We start from the raw sequence: 16,041 nt of genomic DNA, 5'->3' as shown, positions 1-16,041 counted from the left end.
GCAGTATCAGGGTTTACGCGTACTCTTGGCGAGCTTGATCAGCGGAAGCAATGTCGTTGCCAGCCGGATCAGGCGCGACAAGCCCCCGGAGCGCCCGCGCCGGGTTCGCTTGCCGCCGAGGAAACCCAGCAAGGTGACCGCGGCCACGCCCCAAAGCGAGGCATGCTTGAGCCCGAAGCCCTCATGCCAACTTTGCGTAAACCCCCGCACCCGTTGCAGGGGGTGCAGCAGTTGCCGCGTTTCCTGGCGAATTTCCTGGCGGTGCATCTCCATGCGCAAACGCACCAGCGCCTTGCGCATCTCCTGTCGGGTACGGGCTTGAGGAATATCGGGCAGGCTCATGGCAACAGGCGCTCCCGGTCATTGGCCAGTTCTTCGAGGGTGGCATGGAAAGGCGAGGACTCGTCGTAGATCGCAGCCTTGAGCCGAAGCCCGCAGAACAATGCCGCCAGCAGGTAGAACAGGCAAAGGCCAATGATCCCCGCCAGGCGGTAGGTGTCCCACACCAGAATCAGCACGAGCGCGGACAGTCCAACCAACAACAACAAGGCAAAGACCAGCGCCAGGCCGGCAAATAACAACAGGCTGACGGTACGGGCCTTCTGTTCCTGCAATTCGATGCCGAACAATTCGACGTGGCTGTGCAGCAAGCCGAGGAACGCCGCGCCCAGGCGTCGTGCGGTAGGTCTTGTGCCCGTTTCGGGCGAGCCGGATTCGTCGATACCCATCATTAGCGCCGTGTCGCCAGCAATCCGATCAAAAAGCCAACGCCTGCGGCAATACCAACCGATTGCCAGGGATTGGCCTGTACATATTCTTCGGTGGCGATCACGGCGGCCTGGCCGCGCTCGCGCACGGATTCTTCGGTCAGCTTGAGCGTCTCGCGGGCGCGCAGCAGGGTTTCGTGGATCTGGCTGCGCAGTTCGTCAGCCTGGTCGCCCGCCAGCGTCGCGGTGTGATCCAGCAGTCGCTCGGTATCGCTGACCAGCGTCTGAAAGTCTTCCATCAGCGTTTCTTGAGCAGTCTTTGCCTGGGTTCTGGCCATGGGTGGATCTCCGTAGGTGACGTCTGAAGCGTTCGAGTATGAGCCATGCAGGAAGGTTCAGTGAAACTGACTGGTACAACTTTTGCTCGGCTTTTTGCCATGTACTGGTGCGTGAGCCCGCGCCAGTGCGCTGAAGCTGGGCGAGCGCCCTAAAACCTTGATCCAGAAAATCAAAAAACGCAAAGCACGACGAAGCAGGGCATCGGTTCGCTCATTGTCATGCACCAAAGCGGTTCGACCGCCTTCGACAGGCTGGCGGATTGTTTTAATTTGGTGCGCTGATGGCGCGAAATGAACCGCTTCGGTGCTTTTTCAACTTTTTCAGGTCTGCCAATCACCATGGAAAATATGCAAAGCGCCGTGGACAGTCTGGTCCATAGTTCCAACACGCTGTTCATCCTGCTTGGTGCTGTCATGGTCTTGGCCATGCATGCCGGGTTTGCGTTCCTGGAAGTCGGGACGGTCCGGCAAAAAAACCAGGTCAACGCGCTATCAAAGATCCTCAGTGATTTTGCTGTCTCGACCCTGGCCTATTTTTTCATCGGTTATTGGGTTTCCTATGGCGTGACGTTTGTGCAACCGGCGGCGGCCCTTGCTGCGGACCACGGCTATGGCCTGGTGAAGTTTTTCTTCTTGCTGACATTTGCCGCTGCGATCCCGGCCATTATCTCCGGTGGAATAGCCGAGCGAGCCCGCTTCGCGCCGCAACTGTGCGCCACGGTGCTGATCGTGGCGTTTGTCTATCCCTTTTTCGAAGGCGTGGCCTGGAACGGCAACTTCGGCTTGCAAGCTTGGCTGCAGAGCCATTTCGGTGCCGGTTTCCACGATTTTGCCGGTTCTGTGGTGGTCCATGCCATGGGTGGCTGGCTGGCGTTGGCCGCTGTACTTCTGCTCGGACCGCGTAACGGGCGTTACCGGGACGGGCGACTGGTGGCATTCGCCCCGTCGAGCATTCCGTTCCTGGCGTTGGGTTCGTGGATCCTGATCGTCGGCTGGTTCGGCTTCAACGTGATGAGCGCCCAGACCTTGCCCGGTGTGAGCGGGTTGGTGGCGGTCAATTCCTTGATGGCGATGGTGGGCGGGACCGTGGCGGCGTTGATTGTCGGGCGCAACGACCCGGGCTTCCTGCACAACGGACCGTTGGCTGGCTTGGTGGCGGTTTGCGCGGGCTCCGACCTGATGCATCCGATTGGAGCGCTGGCGACCGGCGCGATTGCCGGCGCTCTGTTTGTGTGGTGTTTCACAGCGGCCCAGGGCAAATGGAGAATCGACGACGTACTGGGTGTCTGGCCGTTGCATGGGCTATGCGGTGTCTGGGGCGGTATCGCCTGCGGGATCTTTGGCCAGCAGGCCTTGGGCGGCCTGGGCGGGGTGAGCCTGGCCAGCCAACTGATCGGTACGGCACTAGGCGTGGGTATTGCCCTGGTCGGCGGGTTCGCGGTGTACGGGGCGATCAAGGCTTTGTTGGGGCTGCGTCTGACCCAGGAAGAAGAGTATTACGGCGCCGACCTGTCGATCCACAAGATCGGCGCGGTGAACCTGGACTGATCGGTATCACGGCTCCTTGTCCTGGTTGCCCGGATAAAATCCGTGCAGGAGCCCATAACGCTCGTGGCGGACTTGATCGACATGATGCCGGACTCGCTGTTCAGGCAACCCGAGCATGATCAGCGCGTGGGACGCCAGCATCAGGCTGGACTCCAGCAGTTCCGGGACCACTTCGGTGGCTCCGGCGGCCTGCAATTCGGCCAGTTGACTGTCGTCGCGGGTGCGCACCAGGACAGGTACGTGCGAATTCACCCGCCGGACCTCCTTGAGTACCGTCATCGCGATGTCTGTCTTGTCCACCGCGATCACCACCAATCGCGCGCGACCGAGCCCGACCGCGGTAAGCAGGTCCGCTCGGCGTGAATCGCCATAATGCACGCAATGTTCGCCCGCAGTGGCTTCCCGGATGATGACCGGGTCGTCGTCCAGGGCGACGAATTCCAGCCCCTCGCGGCGTAGGAAACGCCCAATGGACTGGCCGACGCGACCATACCCGCAAATCACCACGTGGCCTGACAGGCCTGCATTGCGTTCGCTGATCTGCTCCAGTTGCGCTTCTTCGTTGGGTTTGCGGTGCAGCCGGGCAGCTATGCCTGGCGCGGCGCGGAGGAATAATGGAGTCACCAGCATCGAGCAGAATGTCGCGGCCAGTAGCAGGCCACCGATATCGGCGGGCATGAAGTGGTTCTGTTGCATCAGGGCCATCAGGGCGAAACAGAACTCGCCACCCTGGGCCAGGGCCAGGCCGCTGCGCCAGGCCGTTTCGCCATCGCTGCCGCGCCATTTTACCAGTGCGGCCACCACGCAGCCCTTGATGGTCATCAGGCCGAGGGTCAATCCGAGGATCAGCAGGCCATCGTCCATGAACAATTGCAGGTCGATCAGCATGCCGATGCTGACGAAGAACAACCCGAGCAGGATGTCGCGGAACGGGCGTATGTCCGCCTCGATCTGGTGCCGGTAATGGCTTTCACCCAAAAGCATCCCAGCCAGGAACGCTCCCAGGGCCGGTGACAGGCCGAGCAGGTGGGTAAGCCACGCCGTGAGCAGCACGATCACCAGGGCCAGCAAAACGAAGAGCTCGGCGGAGCGGGATGCCGCCACTTCATGGAACAGGCGCGGCAGCAGCAGCCGGCTGGCCAGCAACAGGCCGCCGAACAGCACCAGCGTCTTGCCCAGGGTCAAGGGCAACGCCCAATACCAGGCGTCGTCACTGTTACCTGCAAACACAGGCACCAGGGTCAAAAGCAATACCGCGACGACGTCCTGGAACAGCAGCACCCCGATCGCGTTCTGGCCGTGGCTGCTGAAGATCTCTCCCAGGCTGGACAGCTCCTTGCTGACAATGGCCGTAGAAGACAGTGCCAGTCCTGCGCCGAGTAGCAGTGCCGCCGCCAGCGGAGCGCCGCTGCCTGCCAGCAGCACGCCCAGCAGCGCGGCTGAGCAGAGGACTTGCAGGCTTCCAAGGCCAAATACGACCCGACGCAGTTCGAGCATCTTCGACAGCGAGAACTCCAGCCCCAACGAAAACAACAGGAAAACCACCCCAAGCTCGGCCAGGTCTGGCAGCTCTTCGCTGTCATTCACCCAGTCCAGCGCGGTGGGCCCGACAGCCAGGCCGACGCACAGATAGCCCAGCACCGGTGGCAGGCGCAGGCGCCTGAACAGGGCAATGACCACCAGGGACGAGGCGAGAATGATCAGCAGGTTGGCGAACAAGAGAAACTCCGTTTCAAGGTTTACGAGACCCAGCGTAGAACAGATAAAACATCGAGCATCACTGGAAAAGCATTTGGGCTCAGTGATTTGCGTCAGCGTTTTACCGAAACAAACTGCGACATGGTACCCGGCTCGACGGTTGCGTGGGGCGGGCCTAGAATGGCGATCTGTCTTTTTGGGGTACCTGCCATGACACCGGAATGCCAGCTGTTCGGCACCCTGGGTTGCCATCTGTGTGAAGTCGCCGAGGGGGTGTTGATGCCTTTCGTCGAACATGGATTGTTGGTGGAACTGGTTGATATTGCCGAGAGCGATGTCTTGTCCGAAGCCTACGGGCTGCGCATTCCCGTGTTGCGCAGGATCGACACGGGTGCGGAACTGGATTGGCCGTTCGACGATCCCGACCGGGTTGCTTCATTCCTGCGTTGACGCCTTCCATCGGCTGGACCTGCATGCCGCCATTGGCGAAAGGGTGTTCTTCGGTTACTGTATGTCCATACAGCTACTGGAGTGCAACCCTTGGTCAATGTCGAGCAATTGAAAAACAGCGTGAACCGGATGTCCGTGGACGTTGTACGCGAAGCGGTACTGGAGTTGCGTCTGGACGGTCTGGTCACGGAGGGCAAGACACCTTTCAACAAGCTGCACTTCAATACCTGTTTCGCCGAGATAGAAGCGCTGTTCCAGCGCGCCGGCTACCACAAGCAACTGGATGTGGTGGGATATCAGGGCCTCTTGTATGCCTTGTACGATCCGGGGCGCTGGGAGGCGGTCGAAGTGCTGCGCTGGTTGAAGGAATTCACCGAAGCCGCTGCAAGGCGGACAACGGTCTCCGCCTGAGCCAAGTATCGCTGGGCTGGCGTAGATGACTGTCGGATAATGCCGGCCCCAGCAAAAAGGTAAAGAGTCTTCAATGCCCGGTTCATCGTTTTCCGCAGCTCATCAGCAGGCCAGCACTTTGTACCTGCCGCCCGGTGCCTGGCAGACTGTGCTGGAATGCCTCTGCGAGCATTTCAGCGCGATCAGCCGTGAGCAATGGCTGGACCGGATTGCACGGGGCCGGGTGCTGGACGGGGAGGGGAAGGCGATCCGTGCCGATCTGCCATACCGTGAAGGCCTTCGCATCCACTATTTTCGTGAAGTGCCCGATGAAAAACCGATCCCAGTGCTCGAGTCGATCCTCTATGCCGACGAGCACCTGGTGGTGGCAGACAAGCCGCATTATCTCCCTGTCACTCCGGCGGGCGAATATGTCGAGCAGACCTTGTTGCGGCGATTGATCCGTCGGCTGGATAACCCGCATCTGGTGCCCCTGCACCGTATTGATCGGCACACGGCCGGGCTTGTGCTGTTTTCAGCCAACCCGCAGACCCGTTCGATCTATCAATCGTTGTTTCCGACACGCCGAATCGAAAAAAGCTACCAGGCGATTGCGCCCGCGTTGCCTGGATTGAGTTTTCCCCGCGTGCATGAGAGCCGGTTGGTCGATGGCGAGCCGTTTTTCCGAATGCAGGAGGGGGCGGGCGCACCCAATACCGAGACGGCCATCGACGTGCTGGAAAAAAACGGTGACCTGTGGCGCTATGGACTGTATCCGGTCACCGGTAAAAAACATCAGTTGCGCGTGCATATGAATGCCTTGGGCGCACCTATCTGTAACGATCCGTTCTACCCCGATGTGATTCGGGATGCCCAGGATGACTACTCCAATCCGCTCAAGTTGCTGGCCCAAGAATTGCGTTTCGTCGATCCGGTCACGAATCAGGATCGGTTTTTTGAAAGCAACATTACGCTGCAGTGGTAGCCATTGCGTTTTCGACAGGCAACAAAAAGCCCGCAATCAATGCGGGCTTTTCTGTATCTGGCTGTGACGTTGAAGATTACAGATCTTTAACGGTACGAACCTGGTCCTTGTTCACGCGAGTCTGCTTGCCGTCCAGTTGCTCGAATTCGTAGAAGCCGCTCTCTTCATCGTATTTAGGCGTGTCGACGGCCTGGATTTCGCGACCGTCATTCAAGGTGATCACTGTTGGCGATGCACACCCGGCGAGAGTGGCGAGGCCCAGCGCGAGCATGAAAGTAGCGAGGGTCCGTTGGTTCATGGTGTTTCTCCGAAATGGATTCTTCAAGTTACTGACCTTCAGACGTATACATCGCGCGCAAGTTCCTGGCTAGTGTCAATCTGACACGCCTTTGTGCTGGGCGAGGAGTTCCGGCGTGTTGAGATTGGCCAGTCGGGGATCGTTGGACGGGCATTGCAAGGCGACTGCTTGCAGCGTGCGCATGATGCGACCGGGGCTGCGTTCTCCATCGCTCCAGGCTTGTTCGAAAGTGGCTGACAAGGCGCGGGGAATGATGCAAAGCAGCGGCTCCCAATGTTCGCCGTGACGCACCATCAGTGGTTTGTCAGGATGTTTGCTGGCCGTTTCGCGCATGCTGTCCAGCAGACTCGAGTCGATTTGCGGTACGTCGCACGGCAACACCAGCAGATAAGGATGCTTCGCTGCCTTGAGACCAGCCCTGATTCCAGCCAGCGGGCCCGGAAAGTCACCTTCATCGTCATGAACCAACTGGTCGGCATACGATGCGTAGCGCTCCAGGTTGCGGTTGCAGGAAATGATCAGGTCGTCGCTCAGGGTGCGGGTTTGCCGATGAAGGTGGGCAATCAACGGTTCACCTCGCCACTCCAGCAAGCCCTTGTCCTGCCCACCCATGCGTTGACCGCGTCCGCCAGCGAGGAGCAGCACGGAGCAAGGTGGCAGGGCATTATTCGAGGTCATCGGGTGTCTCCGCACGGGCGAAAAAATGGGACGCTGTGATATAACACCAGGCTGTTTCCCCTACAACTGGACGAGCCTATGAAAGCCAAGGCTGATGTACCTTTCGTGCCGCTCAATGTCGCGGTGCTGACTGTCAGTGATACCCGTACCCTGGAAACCGACACCTCGGGCCAGGTCTTTGTCGATCGCCTCAGGGAGGCAGGGCACAACCTCGCGGCACGGGTGTTGCTCAAAGATGATTTGTACAAGATCAGGGCGCAAGTTGCCGCCTGGATCGCCGACGATGTCGTGCAAGTTGTGTTGATCACTGGCGGTACCGGCTTTACCGGGCGTGACAGCACGCCGGAAGCCGTTGCGTGTCTGTTGGACAAGCAGGTCGATGGTTTCGGCGAGCTGTTCCGGCAGATTTCCGTCGCGGACATCGGTACCTCCACTGTCCAGTCGCGGGCACTGGCCGGCCTGGCCAACGGGACGCTGGTATGTTGCCTGCCCGGGTCGACCAATGCGGTGCGCACGGGATGGGACGGAATCCTGGCCGAGCAGCTCGACGCGCGGCACAGGCCGTGCAATTTCGTGGCCCATTTGAAACAGGCGGCCCCTTGTGAATCCCGTGGGTAAGCCGGGCAAGACGGGGGCCTTGATGGCCGTCGAGGTCGCCTTGGAGCGCTTGCTCGAGATGGCGGCCGCCACGCCCATCGTCCAGCACGAGCGAGTGTCATTGGCCGAGGCCCAGGGAAGGGTGCTGGCGGAGGATCTGGTCTCGACGCTCGACCTCCCGCCATGGCCCAACAGCGCCATGGACGGTTACGCCTTGCGCCTGGCTGACTGGGATGGTGAAACACCGCTGGTGATCAGCCAGCGGATTTTTGCCGGGCAATCTCCGGACCCCCTTGCCGCTGGCACCTGTGCGCGGATCTTTACGGGGGCGCCGATCCCGATGGGCGCCGATTGCGTCGAGATGCAGGAAAACGTCATCGTCGAAGACGACCAGCGGGTGCGGTTTACCCAGCCCATGGCCTGCGGTCAGAACATCCGTCCCCAAGGACAGGAAACAACCGTTGGAGAGCAGGTTCTCGGCGCCGGCACTCGCCTGGGGCCGATTGAGTTGGGGCTTGCGGCATCCTTGGGGCGTGCATCGCTGGGCGTGATACGCAGGGTGCGAGTTGCTGTGCTGTCCACAGGTGATGAGCTGGTAGAGCCCGGCCAGCCCCTGGGGCCGGGGCAGATTTATAACAGTAATCGCGTATTGCTCTGTGGTTGGTTGCAACGCCTGGGTTGTGATGTGGTCGATGCGGGTATCCTGCCTGATGACCTGGCCACGACTCGCACCTGCCTGGCTCAACTATCGGACGTGGACCTGATTCTTTCCACGGGCGGTGTATCGGTGGGGGAGGCGGATTTCCTGGGCATTGCGTTGCGTGAAGAAGGGGAGTTGACGCTCTGGAAGCTCGCCATCAAGCCGGGAAAACCGCTGACGTTCGGGCATTTTCGCGGCGTGCCGGTGATTGGCCTGCCTGGAAACCCTGCCTCGACCCTGGTGACCTTCGCCCTGTTGGCGCGGCCTTATCTGTTGCGTCGCCAAGGTGTTCAGGCGGTGTCGCCTCTCAAGTTCCAGGTGCCCGCCGGTTTCGTCTGGACGAAGGCAGGCAATCGGCGCGAGTTCTTGAGAGGACGCATCGAAAATGGTCGAGCCATCATTTATCGCAACCAGAGCTCCGGTGTCCTGCGTAGTGCCGCCTGGGCCGAAGGGCTGGTGGAGGTCCTTGAAGGAAGGACGCTGGCTGAAGGCGATATCGTCAGTTTCATCCCCTTGAGCGAAGTCCTGGACTAGCCCGGCAATCGCCAACGTGCTGCGGCCTGATTCTGTATCGGGTCTCTACGCGCTGTTGCCTTTATCGCGACAGCAGCATCACCAACTGGTCGAAACGATTGTTCGCGACCCACCCCAGCAGCCCGACCACGACTGCCGCCGCACCCGCCAGATAGGCAAGGCGGTGTCGTACGGCCTTCACGTCGATACGGATTTCATCCATGTCCCTTCGGATGTATTTGAGGTGGGTTTCCAATTCAACGACGCGCGGTTCCAAATCAATTCCTCCAACGGGATTACTGCAACGTTTGCATTCGCTTTTGAGATCGGCCGGTTCGTTCCCGAAGGATGCGAGGTGGCGGGGTGACAGCTTGTATTCATGGCTATGCATGGGGCATTTCCCCCCTGTCGCCATGATTTCTTGAGCGCGTGAGCGGGCCCCAGGGGGCCGTGAGATATCCATCCATGGGTTACACATCCTTGTCTGATGGTTGTTTAGAGGTTCAGCACAACACCCTGTCAAGGTGTCTCAATACGGTTAGAGGGTCAATTGAGCTGATTCGCCAAGTCTTGTAAGAAAATTCTTGGAATCGAGAAATTGATCAGGTTTTTTGCGGATATTGCCCATGTCCGGGGCTATTTCCAGCGAATGAGCGGTCCCATTTCCTGAACCTTCCAATGACGGAGACAACGATGAGCAAAGGCAAGGCGCTATTGATCCTGCACGGCAAGCAAGCGCTCAACGAAGAGGTTCGCGCGGCAGTGATGCTCAAGCGCAAACAAGGCTGGGACTTGGCAGTGCGGTTGACGTGGGAAGCGGGCGATGCCCGGCGGTGTGTGGATGAGGCCCTGGACGCGGGTTATAGCCGATTGATCGCTGGCGGCGGGGACGGGACCTTGCGCGATATTGCCGAAGCCATTGCCCAGCAATCCGGCGACGCCAGCCTGGTATTGCTGCCTTTGGGTACCGCGAATGATTTTGCCCGGGCCGCCGGTGTGTCGCTGGAACCGGATCGCGCCTTGGACTTGCTGGATATCACGCCGCGGGCGGTCGATCTTGGTGAAGTTGGCGGGCAGATATTTCTGAACATGGCTACGGGTGGTTTCGGTAGCCAGGTGACGGCGAACACCTCCGAGGACCTGAAAAAAATCCTTGGCGGCGCTGCCTATCTGTTCACCGGCCTATCGCGCTTCAGCGAATTGAGCGCAGCCTATGGCGAGCTGCAGGGGCCCGGTTTTCATTGGCGGGGCGATCTGTTGGCGCTGGGCATTGGCAATGGTAGGCAGGCCGGAGGAGGGCATTTGCTGTGTCCGGAGGCGCTGGCGGACGATGGCTTGCTCGATATCAGTATTTTGCCGGCGCCTCAGGAAGTGGTGAGTACGCTCAAGGATTTGCTGGCCGGTGGGCTGGGCATCGACAACATGTTCGTGCGAGCACGCTTGCCGTGGGTGGAAATCAAGGTGGCCCAAGGCCTCGACATCAATCTGGACGGCGAACCGTTGCAAGTAGACGACCTGCGTTTTACGGTTCGCCCGCAAGCGCTACGTGTACATCTGCCCGCCGATTCGCCTCTGCTGGGCGGCTCGACGAAGCTCAATCGTCCAGGCTGATGATCTGCTCGCGCACGGCAAACAAGACCAACCCGGCCACGTCGTGGATCTGCAGGCGCTTCATGATCTGAGCCCGATGGGTTTCCACCGTCTTGATGCTCAGGCTCAGGCCGTTGGCGATTTCCCGGGTGGACTTGCCGCGAACGATCAGTCGCAGGATTTCCAGCTGGCGTGCCGTCAGGTTGTGGGTCTGGGCAGGATCGGGCTGATATTTTTGAACGCGGGTCAGGGCCTGGTTGATCACGGTGTGGGCAATGGCCGGGCTCAGGTAGCGTTCGTCGTTGCGCAGGGCTTCCAGCGCGTGGCCCAGTTCGGTGGGGGTCGTGTCCTTGAGCAGGTAGCCGTGCGCTCCTGATTCCAGCGCCTGCATGATGAGTGCGGGGTCGGTGTGCATGGACAGGATCAGGACCTTGCTGTGGGGACGTACTCGCTTGAGTTGCTGCAAGGCTTGCAGGCCGCTGGTGTCTTTCATGGAAATATCCAGCAGCACGATGTCGGGGTTGAGCCGTTCCACCAGCTCCAGCAACTGCGAGCCGTCATTGGCTTCGCCGACAACGGCGTAGCCAGGCAGGTCCAGGACCAGGGCGCGCACACCCGCACGGATAAGCGAATGGTCATCTACCAAAAGCAAATTACAAGTCAATGGAGAACCTTATTCTTGCTGGCCCGCTCCAGGGCGCGGGGCGCCCAGGGAAAACGAGCTTCGATATGCGTGCCTTTGCCGGCCTCGCTGACTATTTTGAGCGTGCCGCCCAGTTGCTCGACCCGCTCCGACATGCCGGCCATGCCGCGTTGTCCTTCGCGGGCAGGGTGGTCGGCTGGGACAAATCCCTGGCCGTCGTCGCTGATCACTAATGTCAAACCTTCGGGCAGCCGTTGCAGGCGCACGAGGAGATTCTTTGCCTGGGCGTGGCGCAGAATGTTGGTGATCGCTTCCTGGGTGATGCGAAAGGCGGCGACGGTCATCTCTTCCGGTATGCCGGTCATGCGCTGCTGGCAATCGAGGCTCCAGTTCACGGACGTATTGGCCAGCGTCTTGAGCAAATGCGCACGCAGGCTGGCTTCCAGGCCCAGGCTGGTCAATTGCCTCGGATTGAGAATCGCCGACACATCGCGCACCTTGTTCAGGGTCTCGTCGAGCGTTTCGCTGAGGACAGAGCATTGGTCTTGCAGCTCTTGCGGCATGCGGCGCTTGAGCCATTCGCTCTGCAGCTTGGCCGCGGTCAGCAACTGGCCAATGTCATCGTGCAATTCGCGACTGAGTCGATGGCGTTCGTTTTCCTGGACTTCCAGAAGTCGATCGGCCAGTTCCTGCGGCTGGAACTTGATCGACTTGCGCGACAGTCGATACTGGATCCAGACGCAGGCCAGGACCGCCATGTTTAGTGCCAGCAAGCTCAGCGGCACCGTCATGGCCGACCAGTAGGCCAACAGACTGCCGACGGTCGAGCAGATGCACAGCAAAAGTGTGAGCCGACGGGCGTTTTCTCGGGAGGGTGGCCAGGAGGTAAATGACTTGAAGCTGGCGTACATAACGGATGGAGCCAATGGATGTTCGCTGCGGGCAGGCCAGTCAGCGAATCTGACGGGCCGGGTCGGGTAAAAGGTTCAGGTCCAGGACGGCTTCGGTTGGCGGCTTTTGGCGCGGCGGTTCGAAGTGACTGACGGAAGACATAGTACCACTTCAAATATCGTTGGTCGCGCTCGGCTTGGTGGTAGCAAAGCTCGGTGAGCCGGGCACTTGGCTGGCTGCCATGACGGGCGGTTTCATGCTTGTTTCTGAGCGTAGGGTACCAGCGCCAGCGGGCGTGGAGTTTGCAGTGCCTGGCAAGGATTCTGGCCCACCTGGAACGCAAACGCTTCGATCAGGGAGGTTTGTTCGCTGCTGTCCAGGCTCAATTTTCCGGTGGTGTGGTCAACCAGTTCGAGTTGCCAGGCCATCAGTGTGAAGCAGTCTTTCAATGCGCCCAACGCCTGGTCGTGCAACTCCATGCGATTTTGCGCATGGGTGAGCAGGCCATGGATGTGCAATGAAAAATCCGAAACGGCCTCCAACGCAAGGGCATCGGCCTTGTTTGCCAATTTCAGCAACGTGCTGAGCATGCAATCAATGGCGTCCTTGTCGTTGTTGATCAGTTGCAGGTGGCTCAGGCATTCCTCCGACTTGGCCAAGAGCGTCTCGGCTTCGGTCAGGAACTCTGGAAGGCGCTGGCTCCAGTTCTTGCGATCGTTCGGCATGCTTATCTCCACAACATCATGTCAGGCGAAAGTAAATCGCGTGTGGCGAACGCTGGATCCCATGGCCGTGAACGAACGACGGCGCCTCGCGCATCCCCGCCGCTTGGCAGAGTCCGGCGCGCAAACGATTGCACGCGCGGGATCGGCCGAATGGCGGGAAGGTCGATGTCCTGTGGTCGCGCACAAAAGCCTGACTCCGTTCAGCAATGAGAATGGCGTCACATTAATGGCTATTGAATAGCGGGAATATCAGGTTGGACCTGATTGTGCCTAGGGGAAACCCTTAGGCAGGGGAACTTTGTCCGCAAACCGAAGTCGCGCGGCGGGGAGCAGGGGGATGAAAAAAGCAGGAGGCCAGTAAAACATGATGTTAATGTGATATCAATCTCTCGCCTTGATATTTCATTTCAGGGTCAAGATTTGGCGCAGGACGCCGATAGCGCCATTACAGGATTCATCCGAACAAGCCCAGGAGTCATCGATGGCCGGCATTCTCGACACAGTAGATCAACGAACCCAACTGGTGGGTGAGAATCGCCTGGAAATTCTCATGTTTCGGCTGGCCGGGCGGCAATTGTTCGCCATCAACGTATTCAAGGTCCAGGAAGTGTTGCAACTGCCGAAGCTGACCTTGATGCCCCAGCGCCATCCATTCGTCTGCGGCGTGGTCAACCTGCGTGGCCAGACGCTGCCGGTCATCGACCTGTCCCAGGCCATCGGCATGCGTCCGTTGGTGCCGGGGCCGAACAGTACCATCATCGTCACCGAGTACAACCGCTCCGTACAGGCGTTCCTGGTGGGTGGCGTGGACCGCATCGTCAACATGAACTGGGAAGCCATCCTGCCACCCCCGACCAGCGCCGGCCGCGAGCATTACCTGACCGCCATCAGCAAGGTGGACGACCAGTTGGTGGAAATCATCGACGTGGAAAAAGTCCTGGCCGAAATCGTCCCTTACAACGCCAAGGTTTCCCGCGACAAGCTCGAAGACCCGGTGTTGGAGCGCGCCCGTGGCCGTGAGGTCCTGCTGGTGGACGACTCCAACGTCGCGCTCTCGCAATTGCGTGACACCCTGGGCCAGTTGGGCGTGAAGATGCACATCGCCAGCGACGGCCTGAAGGCGCTGAACATGCTCAAGGCCTGGGCGGACTTCGGCGAGGTGATGACCGACAAGTTGCTGATGATCTTCACCGATGCCGAAATGCCGGAAATGGACGGCTATCGCCTGACCACCGAGATTCGCAACGATCCGCGCTTGCGTGGACTCTATGTGGTGCTGCATACCTCGCTCTCCGGCAGCTTCAACGAGTCGATGGTCAAGAAGGTCGGCTGTGACAATTTCCTTTCCAAATTCCAGCCGGACAAGCTGGTAGACGTGGTGCGCCAGCGGCTGATGCTCGACTGATACCGATCCCGGTTTGCTTCGGTGGCCGGCTCGTATAAGGTGGCTTTTTTTCGCCTGGGGAGCTGACCATGTTGCGGCTGAGCGCGCTGTACCGTTATCCGTTGAAATCCGGCAAGGGCCAATCGCTGCAAGGGACTGGCCTGGACAAGCTGGGGTTGGACGGTGACCGCCGCTGGATGCTCGTCGATGAAGGCAGCGGGCGATTCCTGACCCAGCGGGCCGTGGCGAAAATGAGCCAGCTATCGGCCTTGTGGAACGAGGCGGGCGGCCTGACGCTCAGTGCGCCGGGCTACGGCACCTTCGAAGCGGCGTTGCCGCCAGTCATCGAAGAACAACGACGCGGCGTGATCATCTGGCGCGACACCTTGCGGGTGCCGGATGCCGGGGACGAGGCGGCGGCCTGGGTCAGCGAATTCATCGGCCAGCGCACCCGGCTGGTCCATGTCCCGGTGGAATTGGCCCGTACCACGGCAGCCGGCTATGGCCGGGACGACGACAAGGTCGCTTTCGCCGATGGTTTTCCTTTGTTGTTGATTGGACAGGCCTCTTTGCAGGATCTGTCTGGCAAGGTCGGCCGCCCCCTGGAAATGCTGCGCTTCCGTCCCAACCTGGTGATCGAGGGCAGCGAGGCATTTGCCGAAGACGGCTGGAAGCGGATTCGTATCGGCGACGTGGAATTCCGGGTGGTCAAGCCATGCTCAAGATGCATCATGACCACCGTCGATCCGCAAACCGGTGAGCGCGATCCGAATCGCGAGCCTTTCGCGACGTTGCAGCAGTACCGTTCGACGCCTGACGGCGCGATGTTCGGGCAGAACCTGGTGAATGACGGCAACGGCAGGCTTGAAGTGGGGATGCCGGTCGAAGTGCTGGAATAAAACTCTCAAGAACAAAAATGCCCGTGTCCAACGACACGGGCATTTCTATTTACCGGACAACCGTTTTCGCCACGAAAATATCAGGCGCGATATTCACACAGGTAAGCCGTGTCAACGGCGACCTTGAGCTGGAACTTGCTGTTGGCCGGGACGTTGAACTGGCTGCCGGCCTCGAAGGTTTCCCAATGGGTGCTGTCAGGCAGCTTTACGCTCAGGGCGCCAGACACGACGTGCATGATTTCCCGCTGGGCGGTGCCGAATTCATATTCGCCCGGTGCCATGACGCCAATGGTCGCTGGGCCTTCGGCAGTGCCGAACGCGATCGACTTGACGGTGCCGTCGAAGTACTCGTTGACTTTAAACATGGGCGATTCCTCGAGAAAGGGCTGAAAAAGGCCGGCCAGTATGCACAAGGCCACAACAGTCGTCATCTGTCGCGCCCGGCAACCGCTCAGCCTGTCAGCACAAGAGGCAATAATCGCGCCGTGTTGCGGGCGTCCTCCAGTGCGCGGTGCTGTTGCCCACAGAACTGCAGCCCGGCCAATTGCAACGCTGCATTGAGCCCCAGGGGGCGCTCCAGCCGACGCGCCTTGGCGAAGCGTTGCTTGAGATTCATGTGCTGAACCTGGCCAAGTACGCTTTGCAGTTGTTGTTGCTGCCATTCCTGCAACAATTGCTTGCGATCGTAGTCACCCCAGCTGATCCAGCCCTCAAGATTGGCGTGATAGGGCGCCAACCAACGCTCGAACACAGGCCAGACCTCGGTCAGCGGGGCAGCGCTGTCGATGTTGGCCTGGCTGATGTGAGTCAGCTGGCGACAAAAAGGGGTGAGCAGCGGCCGCCGCAGTGGCCGGACAAACCGCTGGAAATGATCCACCTCCCGGCCGTCTCGGTTCACCAGGCTGGCGCCGATTTCGATAATTTCCATTTCGCTTACCGGCCAGCCACCTTCATCGGTGGTGGCCTCCAGATCAATCACCAGCCAGTGAGGCATCGCTAAGGTTCCC

General features: G+C 59.8%; 21 protein-coding genes. 9 read left to right on the top strand and 12 right to left on the bottom strand.

The window, feature by feature from the left end; genetic code table 11:
- Window positions 1–6 precede the first annotated feature (6 nt).
- The 3 genes from Q7C33_RS11380 to Q7C33_RS11370 are packed head-to-tail and all read right to left on the bottom strand — an operon-like array spanning window position 7 to window position 1,045.
- Window positions 7–342 (bottom strand): hypothetical protein, encoded by a 336-nt coding sequence (locus tag Q7C33_RS11380; RefSeq protein WP_030141898.1) that lies wholly within the window; start codon window positions 340–342, stop codon window positions 7–9.
- Window positions 339–728: a phage holin family protein gene (locus tag Q7C33_RS11375; protein WP_030141899.1), complete on the bottom strand. Its 390-nt coding sequence runs from the start codon at window positions 726–728 to the stop codon at window positions 339–341. Before Q7C33_RS11375 ends, Q7C33_RS11380 begins: the two co-directional genes overlap by 4 nt.
- Before the next feature lie 2 nt (window positions 729–730).
- Entirely contained in the window at window positions 731–1,045 is a 315-nt protein-coding gene (locus Q7C33_RS11370; RefSeq protein WP_030141900.1) for a DUF883 family protein, read from the bottom strand.
- 339 nt (window positions 1,046–1,384) lie between these two features.
- Here Q7C33_RS11370 and Q7C33_RS11365 point away from each other — a divergent pair, with 339 nt between their 5' ends.
- Window positions 1,385–2,593, top strand: a complete 1,209-nt coding sequence (locus Q7C33_RS11365; RefSeq protein WP_407683404.1) for an ammonium transporter — start codon at window positions 1,385–1,387, stop codon at window positions 2,591–2,593.
- A gap of 6 nt (window positions 2,594–2,599) precedes the next feature.
- On the opposite strand, the gene Q7C33_RS11360 is transcribed toward Q7C33_RS11365, so the two are convergent.
- A complete protein-coding gene (locus Q7C33_RS11360) occupies window positions 2,600–4,312 on the bottom strand; it encodes a cation:proton antiporter (RefSeq protein ID WP_198797270.1) in 1,713 nt (570 codons plus the stop codon).
- Window positions 4,313–4,501: 189 nt separating this feature from the next.
- Here Q7C33_RS11360 and Q7C33_RS11355 point away from each other — a divergent pair, with 189 nt between their 5' ends.
- From Q7C33_RS11355 to Q7C33_RS11345, 3 genes are all read left to right on the top strand, one after another.
- Window positions 4,502–4,741: a glutaredoxin family protein gene (locus tag Q7C33_RS11355; protein ID WP_030141903.1), complete on the top strand. Its 240-nt coding sequence runs from the start codon at window positions 4,502–4,504 to the stop codon at window positions 4,739–4,741.
- Between the two features lie 90 nt (window positions 4,742–4,831).
- A complete protein-coding gene (locus Q7C33_RS11350; protein ID WP_030141904.1) occupies window positions 4,832–5,152 on the top strand; it encodes a transcriptional regulator in 321 nt (106 codons plus the stop codon).
- A gap of 73 nt (window positions 5,153–5,225) precedes the next feature.
- Entirely contained in the window at window positions 5,226–6,116 is an 891-nt protein-coding gene (locus tag Q7C33_RS11345) for a pseudouridine synthase (protein ID WP_217860009.1), read from the top strand.
- A gap of 76 nt (window positions 6,117–6,192) precedes the next feature.
- On the opposite strand, the gene Q7C33_RS11340 is transcribed toward Q7C33_RS11345, so the two are convergent.
- Both Q7C33_RS11340 and mobA read right to left on the bottom strand, forming a co-directional pair.
- Complete coding sequence (locus Q7C33_RS11340) at window positions 6,193–6,414, bottom strand: YgdI/YgdR family lipoprotein (protein ID WP_030141906.1); 222 nt, start codon at window positions 6,412–6,414, stop codon at window positions 6,193–6,195.
- A gap of 75 nt (window positions 6,415–6,489) precedes the next feature.
- Entirely contained in the window at window positions 6,490–7,092 is a 603-nt protein-coding gene (gene mobA, locus Q7C33_RS11335) for a molybdenum cofactor guanylyltransferase MobA (protein ID WP_030141907.1), read from the bottom strand.
- Between the two features lie 78 nt (window positions 7,093–7,170).
- Between mobA and moaB the strand changes: the two genes are divergently transcribed.
- Window positions 7,171–7,710: a molybdenum cofactor biosynthesis protein B gene (gene moaB, locus Q7C33_RS11330; RefSeq protein WP_198797268.1), complete on the top strand. Its 540-nt coding sequence runs from the start codon at window positions 7,171–7,173 to the stop codon at window positions 7,708–7,710.
- 22 nt (window positions 7,711–7,732) lie between these two features.
- A complete protein-coding gene (locus tag Q7C33_RS11325) occupies window positions 7,733–8,923 on the top strand; it encodes a molybdopterin molybdotransferase MoeA (RefSeq protein WP_407683466.1) in 1,191 nt (396 codons plus the stop codon).
- A 61-nt stretch (window positions 8,924–8,984) separates the two neighbouring features.
- Here Q7C33_RS11325 and Q7C33_RS11320 read toward each other — a convergent pair whose 3' ends face one another.
- The gene (locus Q7C33_RS11320; protein ID WP_030141910.1) at window positions 8,985–9,293 is read right to left on the bottom strand and encodes a hypothetical protein; all 309 of its coding nucleotides are present in this window, start codon (window positions 9,291–9,293) and stop codon (window positions 8,985–8,987) included.
- Window positions 9,294–9,595: 302 nt separating this feature from the next.
- Between Q7C33_RS11320 and yegS the strand changes: the two genes are divergently transcribed.
- Entirely contained in the window at window positions 9,596–10,513 is a 918-nt protein-coding gene (gene yegS / locus Q7C33_RS11315) for a lipid kinase YegS (RefSeq protein ID WP_407683403.1), read from the top strand.
- Here the strand turns inward: yegS and Q7C33_RS11310 are convergent.
- The 3 genes from Q7C33_RS11310 to Q7C33_RS11300 all read right to left on the bottom strand — a co-directional run bounded on the left by Q7C33_RS11310 (window position 10,497) and on the right by Q7C33_RS11300 (window position 12,751).
- Complete coding sequence (locus Q7C33_RS11310) at window positions 10,497–11,156, bottom strand: response regulator (RefSeq protein ID WP_030141912.1); 660 nt, start codon at window positions 11,154–11,156, stop codon at window positions 10,497–10,499. The two genes, yegS and Q7C33_RS11310, sit on opposite strands and share 17 nt — an antisense overlap.
- A complete protein-coding gene (locus tag Q7C33_RS11305) occupies window positions 11,153–12,046 on the bottom strand; it encodes a sensor histidine kinase (protein ID WP_407683465.1) in 894 nt (297 codons plus the stop codon). Before Q7C33_RS11305 ends, Q7C33_RS11310 begins: the two co-directional genes overlap by 4 nt.
- A 234-nt stretch (window positions 12,047–12,280) precedes the next feature.
- Window positions 12,281–12,751, bottom strand: a complete 471-nt coding sequence (locus Q7C33_RS11300; RefSeq protein WP_217860008.1) for a hypothetical protein — start codon at window positions 12,749–12,751, stop codon at window positions 12,281–12,283.
- Between the two features lie 481 nt (window positions 12,752–13,232).
- Here Q7C33_RS11300 and Q7C33_RS11295 point away from each other — a divergent pair, with 481 nt between their 5' ends.
- The gene (locus tag Q7C33_RS11295; RefSeq protein WP_030141915.1) at window positions 13,233–14,156 is read left to right on the top strand and encodes a chemotaxis protein CheV; all 924 of its coding nucleotides are present in this window, start codon (window positions 13,233–13,235) and stop codon (window positions 14,154–14,156) included.
- Between the two features lie 68 nt (window positions 14,157–14,224).
- Window positions 14,225–15,034 carry an MOSC domain-containing protein gene (locus tag Q7C33_RS11290; protein ID WP_407683402.1) on the top strand — a complete coding sequence of 270 codons (810 nt, stop codon included), beginning with the start codon at window positions 14,225–14,227 and terminating at the stop codon, window positions 15,032–15,034.
- Between the two features lie 80 nt (window positions 15,035–15,114).
- Here Q7C33_RS11290 and ppnP read toward each other — a convergent pair whose 3' ends face one another.
- Both ppnP and Q7C33_RS11280 read right to left on the bottom strand, forming a co-directional pair.
- Window positions 15,115–15,399 carry a pyrimidine/purine nucleoside phosphorylase gene (gene ppnP / locus Q7C33_RS11285; RefSeq protein ID WP_030141917.1) on the bottom strand — a complete coding sequence of 95 codons (285 nt, stop codon included), beginning with the start codon at window positions 15,397–15,399 and terminating at the stop codon, window positions 15,115–15,117.
- A gap of 86 nt (window positions 15,400–15,485) precedes the next feature.
- Window positions 15,486–16,028: an exonuclease domain-containing protein gene (locus Q7C33_RS11280; RefSeq protein ID WP_030141918.1), complete on the bottom strand. Its 543-nt coding sequence runs from the start codon at window positions 16,026–16,028 to the stop codon at window positions 15,486–15,488.
- Between the last annotated feature and the right edge of the window lie 13 nt (window positions 16,029–16,041).

The organism is Pseudomonas sp. BP11-1-1 (genome assembly GCF_052112105.1).
Taxonomy (GTDB): domain Bacteria; phylum Pseudomonadota; class Gammaproteobacteria; order Pseudomonadales; family Pseudomonadaceae; genus Aquipseudomonas; species Aquipseudomonas alvandae.
Note: the sequence above shows the minus strand (reverse complement) of the source record. Positions and strands in the feature narration are given on the sequence as shown.